Origin of the sequence: Nonomuraea mangrovi (genome assembly GCF_042681425.1) — a bacterium.
Classification (GTDB): Bacteria; Actinomycetota; Actinomycetes; order Streptosporangiales; family Streptosporangiaceae; genus Nonomuraea; species Nonomuraea mangrovi.
This window is the reverse complement of sequence record NZ_JBHUFV010000035.1, coordinates 109,176-124,691: the sequence shown is the minus strand read 5'-3', so window position 1 is coordinate 124,691 and position 15,516 is coordinate 109,176. Positions and strand designations below refer to the sequence as shown.

Genomic DNA, 15,516 nt, shown 5'->3' with positions numbered 1-15,516 from the left:
AAAGCCTTTACTGAGTTTCGCGAAGGTTTGTCGGGTTTGTCGTGCAGAGATGCATAGCGTGCCCGCCTCGCTACAGTGCGTCATGTGACGGTAGTTAAGGGTGGGCCGAAACGAGCTAGGTACGCTGAAGGGCCATGGAGCAGGTCGTCGAGCGCACAATGCAGGACACCGAGATCGTCGTACGGCGAGCCCGCACGCCGGACGTCAGGTCGATCAGGCGCCTGGTCGACATCTACGCGGGCGCGGGCCGCAAGCTGCTGGAAAAGGCCACGGTCACGCTGTACGAGGACGTCCAGGAGTTCTGGGTCGCCGAGCGCGGCGGCCAGGTCGTCGGCTGCGGCGCGCTCCATGTGCTCTGGGAGGACCTCGCCGAAATTCGCACGGTCGCGGTCGACCCCGCCGTCAAAGGTTCAGGCATCGGTCACCGTATTGTTACCGCGCTGGTGGGAACGGCCCGTGACCTGGGGCTCCGCAGGGTCTTCTGCCTGACGTTCGAGGTCGACTTCTTCGCCCGGCACGGCTTCGTCCCGATCCAGGGAACACCGGTGTCACCCGAGGTCTACGCCGAGTTGCTGGCCTCCTACGACGAGGGTGTGGCCGAGTTTCTGGATCTGGAGCATGTCAAGCCCAACACCCTTGGCAACACCAGGATGCTGCTCCATCTGGAAGCAGTTGACTATGGCGTTGACCAAGAGGAAAGGTGATTGTTGATACTCATGTCGATACGTTGGGCAACAGCAAGCATGTGTCCTGACATGTGCCACATGCGCCATCGAAGCGAGGTGACACGGTGAGCACCGGACAGCCGCCGTATCCGCAGGATCAACCTGATGACAATTCCGGATACGGTCAGCAGAACGCAGGACGCCCGGGCGAGCAGCCCGATCCTGACGTGACGATCGTGGGCTACCGCCATGAAGGCGGCGGCTACGGTCAGCCGTCCCAGGGCCAGCCCGACTACGGCCAGCAGCAGGGCTACGGCCAGCAGCAGCAGGGCTATGGTCAGCAGGGCTACAGCCAGCCCGGCTACGGCCAGCAGCAGGGCTACGGCCAGCAGGCCGCGTCCTCGGGTCAGCAGCCCGGCTACGGCCAGCAGCAGCCCTCCTACGGCCAGCAGCCCGGCTACGGGCAGCAGGCCCCTTCCTCGGGGCAGCAGCCCTACGGCCAGCCTGACTACGGCCAGCAGCAGCCCGGCTATGGGCAGCAGCAGCCCTCCTACGGTCAGCAGCCCGGCTATGGGCAGCAGCAGCCGTCCTCGGGCCAGCAGCCTTCCTACGGTCAGCCCGACTACGGGCAGCAGCAGGGCTACGGTCAGCAGGCATCCTCGGGCCAGCCGCCCGAGTACGGCCAGCCCGGCCACGGCCAGCAGCAGCCCGGCTATGGGCAGCAGCAGCCTGGTTACGGCCAGCAGCCCGGCTACGGGCAGCAGCAGCCGTCCTCGGGCCAGCAGCCTTCCTACGGTCAGCCCGACTACGGCCAGCAGGGCCAGTCGCAGCCCGGCTACGGCCAGCAGTCCCCGTACGGCCAGCAGCAGCCCTACGCCCAGCCCGGCTACGGCCAGCAGCAGCCCGCGTACGGGCAGCCCGGCTACGGCCAGCCCTACGGGGCGCCGGCAGGGGTGCAGCCGCCCGGCGCGCCCGCCCCGCTCGCCGAGTGGTGGCAGCGCCTGGTCGCCCGCATCGTCGACGGTGTGATCTTCGGGATCTTCTGGTTCGTGCTGGGTCTCATCCTCGCCATCTTCTTCGTGGCCAGCTACAACCTCAGCACCGGTGCGACGAGCGGGCTGAGCGGGTTCGCGGCGTCGGCGATTGCGGCGGTCCTGGCGACGCTGTTCTACGTTGGCTACGAGTACCTGATGACCAAGGCCAAGGGGCAGACGCTGGGCAAGATGGTCATGGGCATCAAGATCGTCCCGGTTGGCGGTGCTCTGACTCCGGGCGGACTGTCCGGCGATGCCGCGCTCAAGCGGGCGGGTGTCACCTGGGGCGGCGTCATTCTTCAGGTGGTGCCGGTGGTGGGCGGTCTTCTCTCGTTCGCCGCGATCGGTGTCAACGCCGCTTCCCAGCTCTGGGACAAGCCGCTGCAGCAGACCTTCGCCGACAAGGTCGGCGGAACCGTGGTCGTGAAGATCAAGTAAGCGGACACTTAAAAAACGGGGGCCGGCTGGACGCCGGCCCCCGTTTTCGCGTCTTGGCCCTGTAATCGCCGTCGGCGGGCGTACAGAATGGGCCTTATGGTCGCGCCGCCGCCGGGAGTGCGGGCCGTACCGGCTGATTGGTGGGAACGGCTCGTCGCGCGAAGCATTGAGGCCCTCGTCATCGGGGTCTTCTATTACATTCTGTTCATCGCGGCCTGGGGTTTGTTGCGAACTGTAGGGCTTCTCGAGGTGTACGGCGACTGGTTGCCCGGCTTGTTCGCCTGGCTCGTCGTCGGGTTGGCTTATGCGGGCTATGACTGCCTGGCTCATTACCGGCGCCGCCGTACCTTCGGGAAGGCGATCATGAAGATTAGGCTGGAGCCCGCGCCGGGCCGCCGGCTGTCGCCGGGGGACCTTGCGAAACGCGCGATCCTCTATCCCGGGCCCATCGCCCTGGCGGAGATTCCGGGAGTCAATGTCGTAGTGGGAATCCTGGTGTTCGCCGTCGGGCTGTCTATCTTGATCGACAAGCCCTTGCAACGGGGGTTGCACGACAGATGGGCGGGTTCCTTGGTGATCAAAGACCCTCACTGAAGTGTGCATCTACCCCCAGACGCCGATTTTTCAGGATTTTCCGGGCGATCGGGTAAGAACTCTGGAGAGACTGGCATTAGGCTAGGTGGCACACCCCGCCTGGTGGTCGCCCTCTTTGGGGGCGCTATCGTCGGGTCGGAGAGTCGACAACAGCCGCGCCGCGCCCGTCGCCGAGCGGCTTGTGCATAAAGGGCGCGTCTCCCACAAACCCCATGAGGCGGAGTGGAGCGGAATGAGCCGCCGGGCGCCGTCCAAACAGGACGGGTCCGCCGGGAACCGGATCTGACCCAGTAGTCAGGGAATCCGCGAAGCGCTGAATTGTCTCGTCGCCTTTCCGGGTATATGTTTGGCAGGCGAATGAAACAATGCTCCGGGAAAGGATTCCGTAGATGGCCAAGCAGATCCAGGAGATTCTCATCGATGACCTCGATGGGGGCGAGGCCAATGAGACGGTCAGCTTCGCCATTGACGGAGCGTCCTATGAGATTGATCTCAGCGATGTTAACGCCAAGAAGCTGAGGGACGCGCTGACGCCTTTCGTGTCGTCGGCCCGCAAGTCGGGCGCCGTTGCGGCCCGTCGCCGGGTACGCGGAGGCGCGCGTTCGATGAGCCGTGAGAAGAGCTCCGAGATTCGGCAGTGGGCCAAGGCCCACGGCCTCCAGGTCAGCGAGCGGGGCCGCATCTCCTCCGCGATCGTGGAGAAGTACGAAGCAGCCCACTGACATCATGCGCTTATGCCGATCGCCTAGAACCCCGGAGATCGCCATAAGCGCATGATCGTGTTTGCCCGTGAAAACCGGGTCTGTCGCGCTGCCAGTGGCCGGCGCGCTAAACGTCGTTCGCTTGCGGCGTATCGGGAACACAGCACCCCCAGTAGGTAGTTGGATGGAGGGTGAACGCCCTGCTCTCGGGGAACGTCTCTGCTATAGAGCGTGTCAGCGGCAAGAGGCATGGTTCGCCGAGCCAGGGCTAGCATGCGGGAGGACGGGACCGGATTTACCGGCCTGACTGACCGCTCTGTGAGGAGCGACGAGATGTTCGAGAGGTTCACCGACCGAGCAAGGCGGGTTGTCGTCTTGGCCCAAGAAGAGGCCAGGATGCTCAACCACAACTACATCGGCACTGAGCACATTCTTCTTGGTTTGATCCATGAAGGTGAGGGCGTAGCCGCCAAGGCTCTGGAGAGCCTCGGCATCAGCCTTGAGGGTGTGCGTCAGCAGGTCGAGGAGATCATCGGCCAGGGCCAATCGGCTCCGTCGGGGCACATTCCGTTCACCCCGCGGGCCAAGAAGGTTCTTGAGCTGTCGCTCCGTGAGGCTTTGCAGCTGGGTCACAACTACATCGGCACCGAGCACATCCTGCTCGGGCTCATCCGTGAGGGTGAGGGTGTGGCGGCTCAGGTGCTGGTCAAGCTTGGAGCCGATCTCAACCGTGTGCGGCAGCAGGTCATCCAGCTGCTCCACGGCTACCAGGGCAAGGAGCCGGCCGCCGCGGGTGGCCCGCAGGAGTCCGCGCCTTCCACCTCCCTGGTGCTCGACCAGTTCGGCCGCAACCTGACCCAGGCGGCCCGTGAGGGCAAGCTGGATCCGGTCATCGGCCGTGAGAAGGAGATCGAGCGGGTCATGCAGGTCCTCTCCAGGAGGACCAAGAACAACCCCGTTCTCATCGGCGAGCCCGGCGTCGGCAAGACCGCCGTCGTCGAGGGCCTGTCGCAGAAGATCGTCAAGGGCGAGGTCCCCGAGACGCTGAAGGACAAGCAGCTCTACACGCTTGACCTCGGCGCGCTGGTGGCCGGCTCCCGTTACCGCGGTGACTTCGAAGAGCGCCTCAAGAAGGTGCTCAAGGAGATCCGCACCCGCGGCGACATCATCCTGTTCATCGACGAGCTCCACACGCTCGTCGGCGCGGGCGCCGCGGAGGGCGCGATCGACGCCGCCAGCATCCTCAAGCCGATGCTGGCCCGCGGCGAGCTGCAGACCATCGGTGCCACCACTCTTGACGAGTACCGCAAGTACCTCGAGAAGGACGCCGCGCTGGAGCGCCGCTTCCAGCCGATCCAGGTGGCCGAGCCCTCGCTCAGCCACACGATCGAGATCCTCAAGGGTCTGCGCGACCGCTACGAGGCGCACCACCGCGTGTCCATCACCGACGACGCGCTGGTGGCCGCCGCGCAGCTGGCCGACCGCTACATCAGCGACCGCTACCTTCCCGACAAGGCGATCGACCTCATCGACGAGGCCGGTTCCCGGATGCGCATCCGCAGGATGACCGCGCCGCCGGACCTGCGCGAGTACGACGAGAAGATCGCCAACGTCCGCCGCGACAAGGAGTCCGCGATCGACGCGCAGGACTTCGAGAAGGCGGCTGCCCTCCGCGACCAGGAGAAGCAGCTCCAGCTCAAGCGCGAGCGCCGCGAGAAGGAGTGGAAGGCCGGCGACATGGACGTCGTGGCCGAGGTCACCCAGGAGCTCATCGCCGAGGTCCTGGCCACCGCCACCGGCATCCCTGTCTTCAAGCTGACCGAGGAGGAGTCCCAGCGCCTGCTCCGCATGGAGGACGAGCTCCACAAGCGGATCATCGGCCAGGACGACGCCATCAAGGGCCTGTCGCGGTCCATCCGGCGTACCCGCGCCGGTCTGAAGGACCCGCGCCGTCCCGGCGGCTCGTTCATCTTCGCCGGCCCCTCGGGCGTCGGTAAGACCGAGCTGTCCAAGGCTCTGGCGGAGTTCCTCTTCGGCGACGAAGACGCTCTGATCATGCTGGACATGTCGGAGTTCATGGAGAAGCACACCGTCTCCAGGCTGTTCGGCTCCCCGCCCGGCTATGTCGGGTACGAAGAGGGCGGCCAGCTGACCGAGAAGGTGCGGCGCAAGCCGTTCTCCGTGGTCCTGTTCGACGAGATCGAGAAGGCCCACCCCGACATCTTCAACTCGCTGCTGCAGATCCTGGAGGACGGTCGCCTGACCGACGCCCAGGGCCGGGTGGTCGACTTCAAGAACACGGTCATCATCATGACCACCAACCTCGGCACCAGGGACATCTCCAAGGGCATCGGGGTCGGGTTCGCGAAGTCCAACGACGCGGAGTCCAACTACGACCGGATGAAGTCGAAGGTCCAGGAAGAGCTCAAGCAGCACTTCAGGCCGGAGTTCCTCAACCGTGTCGACGACATCGTGGTCTTCCACCAGCTCACCCCGAAGGAGATCATCAAGATCGTCGATCTGATGCTCACCCAGGTGGACGAGCGCCTGAAGGACCGCGACATGGGGCTCGACGTCTCGCCCGCCGCCAAGCAGCTGCTGGCCGACCGCGGCTACGACCCGGTGATGGGCGCCCGTCCGCTCCGCCGTACGATCCAGCGCGAGCTGGAGGACTCTCTGTCGGAGAAGATCCTGTACGGCGAGCTGCGTCCCGGCCAGGTGGTCAAGGTCGACATCGAAGGCGAGGGTGACAACGCCAAGTTCACCTTCACCGGCGAGACCGCCTCGCGCGTTCCCGACTCGGCCGCCGCCATCGCGGAGCCGATCCAGAACTAGCGCAAGGTTCTCCCAGGGCCCGCGCGGGACTTCCCGCGCGGGCCCTGCGTCGTGCTCCGCCCGAAGACGCGCCCCCGAGCCCCATCGCGCACCCCACCTCACCCCGCCCTGCCACCCCGCGCCCCCCGCGTCCGGCTGCGCCGAGGGTCCCGCATGACGCCCCCCGTGTCCGGCCGCGCCAAGGGTCCCGCATGACCGGCCGCCGTCGCGGTTCGTTCGTTCCCCTCGCTCGTGTGGCCGGGTGCCGCGCGCGGGTCGGTTCGTCTCTGTGCACTCGTGTGGCCGGGTGCCGCGCGCGGGTCGGTTCGTCGGCCGGTGCGCGCCCGCGCCAGGCGGCGTACCCGAGGGAGCGCCGGTGGGCTCGCTCAGGACGCGGTCAGGCGCAGCACCAGCGAGCCCACGACCAGCAGGAGGAACGGGAGCGGGGCGACGAGATGCGTATAGACACGGGCGCGCAGGATGGCCACGACGGCGCCGAGGTAGTACAGGATGAGCCCGGCTGACGCCGCGACCGCGATCGCGGGCACGCCGATGCCCACGAGCAGTCCCACCACGCCGGCCGCCTTGAGGGCGCCCAGCGGGGGCAGCCACGAATGCGGCACGCCGTACCTGGTCATGTTGTCGAGAATCCACCTGGGGCGGATGAAGTGGTTGAGTGCTGAGTAGGCGCTGGCCGCTGCGGCCAGCACGGTGACGACGACATAGGCCGTGAACATGGGCACTTCCGTGGGATAGAGGTCGCGCTACGGGGAAGCCTGCGAACTGGTGTTCCCCTTCACGGTCAACTCTCGCGAGAGCCCTGCGTCCTCGTCCAATAGTTGCTTCCATAGCCTGGCGGCATGGACGTCGACACTCGGCTGTTGCGCTACTTCGTCGCGGTAGCGGAAGAGGGGAACCTGACCCGCGCTGCACAGCGGCTCTTCGTGGCGCAGCCGACCCTGACCAAGCAGATCAGGCAGCTGGAAAACCAGCTGGGTGTGGAGTTGTTCACGCGGTCCAGGGCCGGGATGCTCCTCACCGAAGCGGGCCGGGTCCTGGCGGATCAGGCGCCCACCCTCCTGTCCGGCTGGGACCGGGCGCTGCGGGAGACCCGCGCCGAGGCCCGCAGGGAGACCCGGGTACTGCGGGTCGGATTCGTCGCCAGTGCCGCCAACGAGTTCACGCAGCGCATCGTCGCCGCGTTCGCGCGGCACCGCCCCGGCTGGCAGGTCGCCATGCGACATTCCGACTGGACTGATCCCACCGCCGGTCTCGCCGACCGCGAGGTGGACGCCGCGTTGGTGCGCCTGCCGTTCCCCGGTCAGGACGCCTTCTGCGTGGAGGAGCTGTTCGCCGAGCCCCGCTGGGTCGCGCTCCGCGACACGCATCCCCTGGCCGCGCAGGAGCAGATCCCGTTCCAGGACCTGTGGGATGAGCCCTTCGTGGCCGCCCCACGTGAAACGGGCTCGTGGCGGGACTACTGGATGGGCAACGACGCACGCGAGGGCAGCACCGCACGGGTCGGCGCCGTCGCCCGCAACACCGATGAATGGCTGACCGCGATCGCCAACGGATACGGCATCAGCCTCACGCCGGCGGCCTCGGCCCGCTTCTACCGCCGCCCCGGCGTCACCTACCGGCCGGTGACCGGCATCAGTCCCAGCCGGGTCGGCGTCGCCTGGCCCGCCGCCGCCGGCAGCGACCCCGTGATCCGCGACTTCGTTCGCTGCTGCGTGGACAGCTGCCCCGCCCAGGACGACGGACCTCCCGCCTGACCCGCGCCATCGCGGAAGGCGCGCCGCCCAGCAGGACTTCGCTTCCCGCCGTCACGGCGCACGTCGAGCCGCACGAGGGGCCGGCTCGGTGGCTCACGCGGGCGCCGGCCGACGGGCGGCGAGCGGGATGGCGGACGCGGCGCATCGGTTTGATGTCAGATTGGTGACTCCAGGTTGAGATCGGCTATACCGCCACCGGAAGTAGTACTACAATCTGTAGAGCAAGGCCTGCCAGTCCCGCACAAGTGACCCACAAGAAGGCGTCCTTAGGGTGGGGCTAATCCCTGAGGCGTAGTCAGGAGTCAACTCAGGGCGGACGCGGAGGCCACCGCCGGGCGGGCAAGCTCGGTATACGTCCGGGCAATGGACACAACACCCAGTGCAAGCCGTGGAGGAAGCCGATGCGCCTGCGTCACGATGACGGAACGCTCGTTCACTTGGCCTACAACGCCGGCGTGCACCCCGCTGAGGACCTCGAAAACCTGATCGCCCACCTGACCCGCTACGCCGTGCCCGTGCGCAAGCGCCTGGCCGTCGAGCGGATGGGCATCGGCCTGTGGCTCTCGCCCGCCGTGGCGGACCACCTGATCGCCGACCGCATCGAGCTCGTACGGCTGCGCCGTTCCCTCGAGGAGCGCGGCCTCGAAGTGGTCAGCCTGAACGGCACCGGCGGGCGCAACCAGGAGGTGCCCGGCCCCGACTGGGCCAAGCCCGAGCGCTACCGCTACACGATGTCCCTCGCCAAGATCCTCGCCTTCCTGCTGCCGGAGGACGTGCGGTTCGGCAGCATCTCCACGATCCCGATCGGCTGGCGCCGCGACTGGCCCGCCGACCTGCACACCATCGCCACCCGCAGGCTGGAGCGCCTGGCCCGCGAGCTGCGCGGCATCTACAGCGTCACGGGGAAGACGATCCGGGTCGGCTTCGAGCCGTGGCCCGGGTGCGTCCTCGAGACGACCGAACAGGCCCTCGAGCGGGTGGGCGGCATCGACTCCGAGCACCTCGGCGTCTGCCTCGACGCCTGCAACCTCGCCTGCGGCGGCGGCGAGGAGCCTGGCGCCGCGCTGCGCGGGCTCGCCGAGGTCGGCGCGCCGGTGGTCAAGCTGGGGCACGTCCACAACCACACCGACACCGGCGCGGTCCTGCACGACACGCTGACCGCCATCCTGTCGGGCGCGGTGAACGGCACCGCCCATATCGAGGTCGAGACCCACAACCTGATGGTGCCGGGACGCGCCAAGGGGCCGGGGGCGCTGGTGTCGCTGCTGGCCGAGGAGCTCGACTGGGCCCGCACCAACCTCACCTCCCTGGGCCTCCAACTCGCCGCCTGACCCCCTTCGCACGGCCTCGAGTCGGCAGGCACCCGCGCCGAATCACTGGAGCGGCGTGTCAGGTGGGAAGCCGGTAGGTGCCGTCGTCCAGGACCTCGGCCAGGCCGTCGGCGATCAGCCCGTCGAGGGCGCGCTCCCGCTGGACGGGCTCGTCCCAGACCGCGTCGAGCGCCGTCTTCGGGACCGGGCCGTGCGCCGCGCGCAACACCGCGAGCAGGCGCCCCCTGCACTGCCGGTCGGTGCCGTCGTAGGTCTGGCCCTTGCGTGCCTGGCCAGGTGGCTTGCCGGCGAGACGCCAGGCGCACTGCGCCTGAACGGGGCACCGCTCGCACTGGGGGCTGCGTGCCGTACAGATCAGGGCGCCGAGCTCCATGACCGCCACGCCCCACACGGGCGCTCCGACGAGGGGCAGCAGGTCGTGAGCGAGGCGGCGTTCGGCGGCCGTGGTGGCGGTCGGCGGGTACTCCTCCGCGCGGACCGTCCTGCCGAGCACGCGGCGCACGTTGGTGTCGAGCACCGGGTGGCTGCCGCCGAAGGCGAAACTGGCGACGGCCGCTGCGGTGTACTCGCCGATTCCGGGGAGCGCCAGCAGCGTCGCGTGGTCGGCGGGCACCTGGCCGCCGTGCTCGGTGGTGATCGCCTTGGCGCAGGCGTGCAGGCGCAGCGCCCTGCGCGGGTAGCCGAGCCGCCCCCAGTGGCGTACGGCCTCGCCGGGTGGTTCGGCCGCCAGATCGGCGGGGGCGGGCCAGCGTTCCATCCACTGCTCCCACACCGGCAGGACGCGGACGACGGGGGTCTGCTGGAGCATGATCTCGCTGACCAGGATGCCCCACGGGGTGGCGTCGTGGCGGCGCCAGGGGAGATCACGGGCATTGTCGGCGTACCAGTCGAGAATCGGCTCTCGTAGGAGGTTCGGGTCGGCCACCCGCTCAGACTAGTGGGTTACGGCGTGTCGTCACCCTCCGTGCGCGAGCCATCAGCATCCTGTGACTATGGATCCGGATACCCTGCGTGGCGGCACTGGGGATGTCTACTGGCGAAGGCGTATGACCGTACTCGTCGGGGTGCTGGTCGTGGTGGCCTTCGTGGCGTGGGCGTGTTCGGCCACGAGCGGACCGCAGGACGCTTCGAACGCCGGGAGGGCGTCTTCGCCGTCAGCGGAGCCGGTCCTCGCAGGATTGCCCTCCGTGACGATGACGCCGACGCCGAAGCCGTCGAAGACCCGTGCCACGCCCTCGTCCTCTCCCGCGCCGCCTCCGTCGCCGTCGCCGTCGCAGCCGGTGCGCAGGGCGGGGATGCCGTGCGAGGAGAAGGACCTGGTGCTCAATCTGGAGCAGCGGCAGGAGGTCTACACGGCGCAGGCCCAGCCGACCTTCATGCTCACCCTGGTCAACACCGGTCCCGTGATGTGCACGGCTGATGTGGGGCCGCGCTCGATGGAGGTACGGATCACCTCGGGCACCGACCGGGTGTGGTCGACGTCCGACTGCGTGAGCGGCGCGGGCGTTGAGATCCACAAGCTGGAACGCGGCATCCCCTACGTCCGCAGCCTCGACTGGAACCGTCGCCGCTCAGGCGCCGACTGCGCGGGCAGGGGGGCGGACGCGCTGCCGGGCACGTATGTCGCGGTGGTGCGGACGGGCGGCATGCGCAGCCCCAAGGCGGTCTTCCACCTGCGCTGATCTCGTCGCGCAGCAGACCCTCTCGGATGGTGACGGCTCGTCTCCCGTGGCCGATGTCACCGGCACCGGGGTTCAGAAAGGGAAGGGTCACACGTAGCGTTCGAGGATGCTGGACTCGGCCAGCCGGGACAGCCCCTCGCGCACGCTCCTGGCCCTCGACTCGCCGACCCCGCCCACCGCCTGGAGATCGTCGACGCTCGCGGCCAGCAGCTTCTGCAACCCGCCGAAATGGTCCACCAGCCGGTCGACCACCGTCGCCGGCAGCCGGGGGACCTTCGCCAGCAGCCGGAATCCGCGCGGGCTCGCCGGGCTGTCGAGCGTCTCGTTCGCCGCGCGCCCCAGCACCTGCGCCACCGCTGAAAGGTCGAGCAGCTCGCTCGCCGACAGACCGTCGAAGTCGTTGAGGATGTCGGCCACCCTGCGCTTCGTCCGCGCCGATGACGCCGGAAGGTAGTCGCGCACGATCAGCTCGCGGTCGGAGTCGACGCCCGCGACCAGCTCGTCGAGCTGCAGGGACAGCAGGCGGCCGTCGGTGCCGAGCTCGACGACGTAACCCCGGATCTCCTCGGAGATCCTGCGCACCATCTCGAGGCGCTGGGCGACGGCGGCCACGTCGCGGACCGTCACCAGGTCCTCGATCTCCAGCGCCGACAGCGTGCCGGAGACCTCGTCGAGGCGGTGCTTGTAACGTTCGAGCGTGGCCAGGGCCTGGTTGGCCTTGGACAGGATGGCCGCCGACTCCTCCAGGACGTAGCGGATGCCGTCGAGGTAGAGGGCGATGATCCGCATCGACTTGCTGATCGCGATGATGGGGAAGCCGGTCTGCCGGGCGACGCGCTGCGCCGTACGGTGCCTGGTGCCTGACTCGTCGGTGGAGATGGACGGATCGGGGACGAGGTGCACCGCGGCCCGCACGATCTTGTGATCGCCGGAGCTCAGCACGATCGCACCGTCCATCTTGGCCAGCTCGCGCAGCCGCGTCGCGGAGAACTCCACGTCGAGCTCGAATCCGCCGCTGCACAGCTCCTCGACGACGCCGTCGTAGCCGAGCACGATGAGGCCGCCCGTCTGGCCGCGCAGGATGCGCTCCAGTCCGTCTCTGAGCGGAGTGCCCGGAGCGACCGAGGCGAGGGCTGTACGACGACGGTCGTCAAGACTCCTGTCGTTTGCCACCTGACCCCCGTATCCTAGTCAAATCCCAGCTTACCGGCCAACCTGTGTGCCGTACCCGCAGTCTCATCAACCCCATCCTCACCCGAGAGACCCCTCTCGGCTGGGCAGGCTGTTGTCGCAGGACAACCTCGCCTCCGTCTCCCGGCGAGCCGCAGTCAGGGGGACGAACCCGCTCCTGTCTGTACGGCACGCCGACGATAGGCCACCGTGGTCCGCCGGTCCCGCGCTGTCCATCACGCTACTGCGGGCCCACGGGGCCGGGCGCCGTTACGTCAGATCTCAGGACCGCTGTCCCCCTGCCCGTCCCGCGCGATTTCATCTCCTTTACTGATGATGGAGACCGGGATGCCCGTTGCCGGATCCGCGCAGTCGTTATCCAACCGTTGCCCTGACGACCGGGCACAGCCAGGCGCCGAACTGGCCGGACCGAGCGACCAGGTCAAGCGACCGGCCCGATCGACCGGTCCGATCGACCGGTCCGATCGACCGGTCCGAGCGACCGGGCACGGGCAGGCGTCGAAGCGGTCGGGCTGGGCGGCCGGAACCAGGGCCGTGGGCGGCGAATGACGGGGGCAGGCGACCAGAAGAGGGTGGCGGGCTGACGCGTCAGGTCACGTGGGTGAGGGCGTCCCAGACGTTCTCCGCCTCCATCACCTCGAAGCCGGGCGCGAACGCGACCGGCCCGACCGGGACGAGCGCGCGTTGCTCACCCGGACGGCGACGGCCGCCGTCCTCCAGCGAGCCCCGTGGCACGAGCGCCCGCTTGAACCCCAGCCGCGCCGCCTCTGACAACCGGCGACGGACGTCGCGCACGGGCCTGAGCTCGCCCGCCAGCCCCACCTCGCCCAGGGCGATGAGCCCTTGGGGGAGCGGCTTGTCGCCCGCCGCGCTGGCCACCGCGAGCATGACCGACAGGTCCACGGCGGGATCGGCCAGCTTGATGCCCCCGACGGTGGCCGTGAAGACGTCGCAGCCGCCGAGCCTGGCGTTGAGCCTGCGTTCGAGGACGGCCAGGATCATCTGCACCCTGAAGGGGTCGAGGCCGGAGGAGGTGCGGCGCGGCTGCTGCGCCTCGGTGCGCGCGACCAGCGCCTGGACCTCGGCGGGCAGCGGCCTGGTGCCCTCGACGGTGACGGTGACGCAGGTGCCGGGCACGGGCTCGCTGCGGCGGGAGACGAACAGGCCGCTCGGGTCGGTGATGCCCTCGATGCCGCGTTCGTGAAGGTCGAAGCAGCCGACCTCGTCCGTCGGGCCGAACCTGTTCTTGATCGCGCGAACCATGCGCAGCCTGGAGTGGCGGTCGCCTTCGAAGCTGAGCACGACGTCGACGAGGTGCTCGAGGGTGCGGGGGCCCGCGATCGAGCCCTCCTTGGTGACGTGGCCGACCAGGATGGTGGCCATGTTGCGCTCCTTGGCCAGCCGTACGAGATTGGCGGCCACCTCGCGCACCTGCGTGACGCCGCCGGGGACGCCGGTGGCCTGGGCCGAGCCGACGGTCTGCACCGAGTCGACGATCAGGAGCTGGGGCTGGACCTTCTCCACGTGGGTCATCAGCGCCGACAGCTCGGTCTCGGCGGCGAGGAAGAGATTGTCGCGGATCGCGCCGATGCGGTCGGCGCGCAGGCGGACCTGGGCGGCCGACTCCTCGCCCGTCAGGTAGAGGACGGTGGTCCGCTCGGCGATGCGGGCCGCGGCCTCCAGGAGGAGGGTGGACTTGCCGATGCCGGGCTCGCCCGCCAGCAGCAGGACCGCTCCCGGCACCAGGCCGCCGCCGAGCACCCTGTCGAGCTCGCTCACACCGGTGGTGCGGGCGGCCGCGATCTCCGCCTTGACGTCGCCGATCGGTACGGCGGGGCCGCTGGTGGCGCCCGGCTGGACCACGTGGACGCCCGCTCTCGCGCCCTCCTCGTCGACCGTGCCCCACGCCTGACACTCGCCGCATCTGCCGACCCACTTGGTGGTGCGCCAGCCGCACTCGGCGCAGCGGTATCCGGGCTTCTGCGCGGTCTTCGGTGCCATGCCGAGCAGGCTAGCCTGAGCCGCCGACAATCCGCCGCGTCCTGGTCGCGTCGCCCGAGGAGCTGGGGCCGTCGACCACGGCGCCGGCCTGCCCGGCCGCGGCCATGGCGGCGGAGCAGTCGACCGTGTCCTGTCGAAGCGTACGGGCCGGGCGGTCACGGCGGGGAAGCGCGGGCCGCGTCCTGGACAGGCACGGGCCGGCCCGGCCGGGTGTCAGAGTGGGGCAGGCCCGTGTCGTTCCGAAGCCGCGGACCAAGTCCGGCCGAGTGGTCAGAGCGGGGTGTCCCGTGTCATCGACGGCCCGGCTGGGCCCCGCCATCGCGCTCACGGTCGGCTCGCCTCATCCCGAAGGAGCGGGCTGCCTCGGCCGCGCGCTCACGGTCGGCGCGCGTCATCCCGAACGCTCGGCCACCCTCGGCCGAGCGGTCAGCGCGGTCGTGGCTCGCGTCGTCCCGCAGGCCAGGACGAACTCTCGTCAGGCCACGTCCGCGGTCGCTTTCGCGCTCCTCGTCGCGCAGGAAGGGCCGGCGGGACTCTCCCTCCAGCTCGATGCCCCTGACGATCCTGCCCAGCTCATGAACCAGCGACTCGCTGGCCATGACGGTGACCACGACGCCTTCGCGGTGGAGCCAGCCGATGTACTTCCCGCGGCCGACCGCGCCGAAGCTGTCCTGGACGAGCACCTTGCGACCGCCGAGCGTCGCGGTCCTCAGGTGCCCGGAGAACCCTCCGATGTCGAACGGGCTCCTCTTCAGCTGGGAGAGCGTCTGGACGTCCGGTGCGCAGATCACCCGCACCCCCAGGAACCTCTGCCTCGGGCTGGCGTCGCTGCGCGCGTCGGTCCACTGGTAGCCGTACTCCGAAACGTCGTCGAGCTCGCTGGTGATGACCTGACCCACCACGAAGCCCGACGGGAGGTGGGTGACGCGGACGCCCTCGATGGCGCGACCTCCCTTGGGCGGCTGGTCGGGGGTCGACTCGTCGGAGCGCTTGACCTCCGCCCTGCTCGGGACCGGACAGCCGGCCCGCGCGGCGGCGTGGGCGGGCGGGGCGATCAGCGTCCCGGTCGAGACCAGTGATGCCACGGACAGCGCGAATGCCTTCTGAAAGCGGTTCATGACGCTGTTGTACGCGTCCGCCGGAGCGGTGGTTCGTGGTTGCCTTCCATGTGGCGGTGCGCAAACTGCAAAAGTTAAGTCGATTGCAAATTTGGAGTCGACTGTGAACCGCTCACCGGAGGCGAGGCCGAGATCGCCGGTCACGACCTCCTGCTCGGTGGGACGCGCCTCT

General features: G+C 68.9%; 14 protein-coding genes. 8 read left to right on the top strand and 6 right to left on the bottom strand.

Features of this window, described 5'->3' with window-relative positions; all coding sequences use genetic code 11:
• Positions 1 to 134 precede the first annotated feature (134 nt).
• The 5 genes from ACFSKW_RS24545 (at position 135) to ACFSKW_RS24525 (ending at position 6,267) form a co-directional block, all read left to right on the top strand.
• Complete coding sequence (locus ACFSKW_RS24545) at positions 135 to 704, top strand: amino-acid N-acetyltransferase (RefSeq protein WP_379574734.1); 570 nt, start codon at positions 135 to 137, stop codon at positions 702 to 704.
• Positions 705 to 790: 86 nt separating this feature from the next.
• Positions 791 to 2,137: an RDD family protein gene (locus ACFSKW_RS24540; RefSeq protein WP_379574733.1), complete on the top strand. Its 1,347-nt coding sequence runs from the start codon at positions 791 to 793 to the stop codon at positions 2,135 to 2,137.
• Positions 2,138 to 2,233: 96 nt separating this feature from the next.
• Entirely contained in the window at positions 2,234 to 2,731 is a 498-nt protein-coding gene (locus ACFSKW_RS24535; protein WP_379574731.1) for an RDD family protein, read from the top strand.
• 389 nt (positions 2,732 to 3,120) lie between these two features.
• A complete protein-coding gene (locus ACFSKW_RS24530; RefSeq protein WP_358137658.1) occupies positions 3,121 to 3,453 on the top strand; it encodes a histone-like nucleoid-structuring protein Lsr2 in 333 nt (110 codons plus the stop codon).
• Between the two features lie 312 nt (positions 3,454 to 3,765).
• The gene (locus ACFSKW_RS24525; protein ID WP_379574730.1) at positions 3,766 to 6,267 is read left to right on the top strand and encodes an ATP-dependent Clp protease ATP-binding subunit; all 2,502 of its coding nucleotides are present in this window, start codon (positions 3,766 to 3,768) and stop codon (positions 6,265 to 6,267) included.
• A gap of 365 nt (positions 6,268 to 6,632) precedes the next feature.
• Here the strand turns inward: ACFSKW_RS24525 and ACFSKW_RS24520 are convergent, their stop codons facing one another.
• Complete coding sequence (locus ACFSKW_RS24520; protein ID WP_379574729.1) at positions 6,633 to 6,983, bottom strand: DoxX family protein; 351 nt, start codon at positions 6,981 to 6,983, stop codon at positions 6,633 to 6,635.
• A 123-nt stretch (positions 6,984 to 7,106) separates the two neighbouring features.
• Here ACFSKW_RS24520 and ACFSKW_RS24515 point away from each other — a divergent pair, with 123 nt between their 5' ends.
• Positions 7,107 to 8,021 (top strand): LysR family transcriptional regulator, encoded by a 915-nt coding sequence (locus ACFSKW_RS24515; RefSeq protein ID WP_379574728.1) that lies wholly within the window; start codon positions 7,107 to 7,109, stop codon positions 8,019 to 8,021.
• 437 nt (positions 8,022 to 8,458) lie between these two features.
• Positions 8,459 to 9,352: a TIM barrel protein gene (locus tag ACFSKW_RS24510; RefSeq protein ID WP_379574727.1), complete on the top strand. Its 894-nt coding sequence runs from the start codon at positions 8,459 to 8,461 to the stop codon at positions 9,350 to 9,352.
• Positions 9,353 to 9,410: 58 nt separating this feature from the next.
• On the opposite strand, the gene ACFSKW_RS24505 is transcribed toward ACFSKW_RS24510, so the two are convergent.
• Both ACFSKW_RS24505 and ACFSKW_RS24500 read right to left on the bottom strand, forming a co-directional pair.
• Complete coding sequence (locus ACFSKW_RS24505; protein WP_379574726.1) at positions 9,411 to 10,277, bottom strand: HhH-GPD family protein; 867 nt, start codon at positions 10,275 to 10,277, stop codon at positions 9,411 to 9,413.
• A 105-nt stretch (positions 10,278 to 10,382) separates the two neighbouring features.
• Complete coding sequence (locus ACFSKW_RS24500) at positions 10,383 to 10,679, bottom strand: hypothetical protein (protein ID WP_379574725.1); 297 nt, start codon at positions 10,677 to 10,679, stop codon at positions 10,383 to 10,385.
• On the opposite strand from ACFSKW_RS24500, the gene ACFSKW_RS24495 reads away from it, so the two are divergent.
• Positions 10,672 to 11,034, top strand: a complete 363-nt coding sequence (locus ACFSKW_RS24495) for a hypothetical protein (RefSeq protein WP_379574724.1) — start codon at positions 10,672 to 10,674, stop codon at positions 11,032 to 11,034. The genes ACFSKW_RS24500 and ACFSKW_RS24495 overlap by 8 nt on opposite strands.
• A gap of 87 nt (positions 11,035 to 11,121) precedes the next feature.
• Here the strand turns inward: ACFSKW_RS24495 and disA are convergent, their stop codons facing one another.
• The 3 genes from disA to ACFSKW_RS24480 form a co-directional block, all read right to left on the bottom strand.
• Positions 11,122 to 12,207, bottom strand: coding sequence for a DNA integrity scanning diadenylate cyclase DisA (gene disA / locus ACFSKW_RS24490; RefSeq protein ID WP_379574723.1), 1,086 nt, complete (start codon positions 12,205 to 12,207; stop codon positions 11,122 to 11,124).
• Positions 12,208 to 12,813: 606 nt separating this feature from the next.
• Entirely contained in the window at positions 12,814 to 14,226 is a 1,413-nt protein-coding gene (gene radA, locus ACFSKW_RS24485) for a DNA repair protein RadA (protein WP_379574722.1), read from the bottom strand.
• A gap of 290 nt (positions 14,227 to 14,516) precedes the next feature.
• The gene (locus tag ACFSKW_RS24480; protein WP_379574721.1) at positions 14,517 to 15,344 is read right to left on the bottom strand and encodes a hypothetical protein; all 828 of its coding nucleotides are present in this window, start codon (positions 15,342 to 15,344) and stop codon (positions 14,517 to 14,519) included.
• Between the last annotated feature and the right edge of the window lie 172 nt (positions 15,345 to 15,516).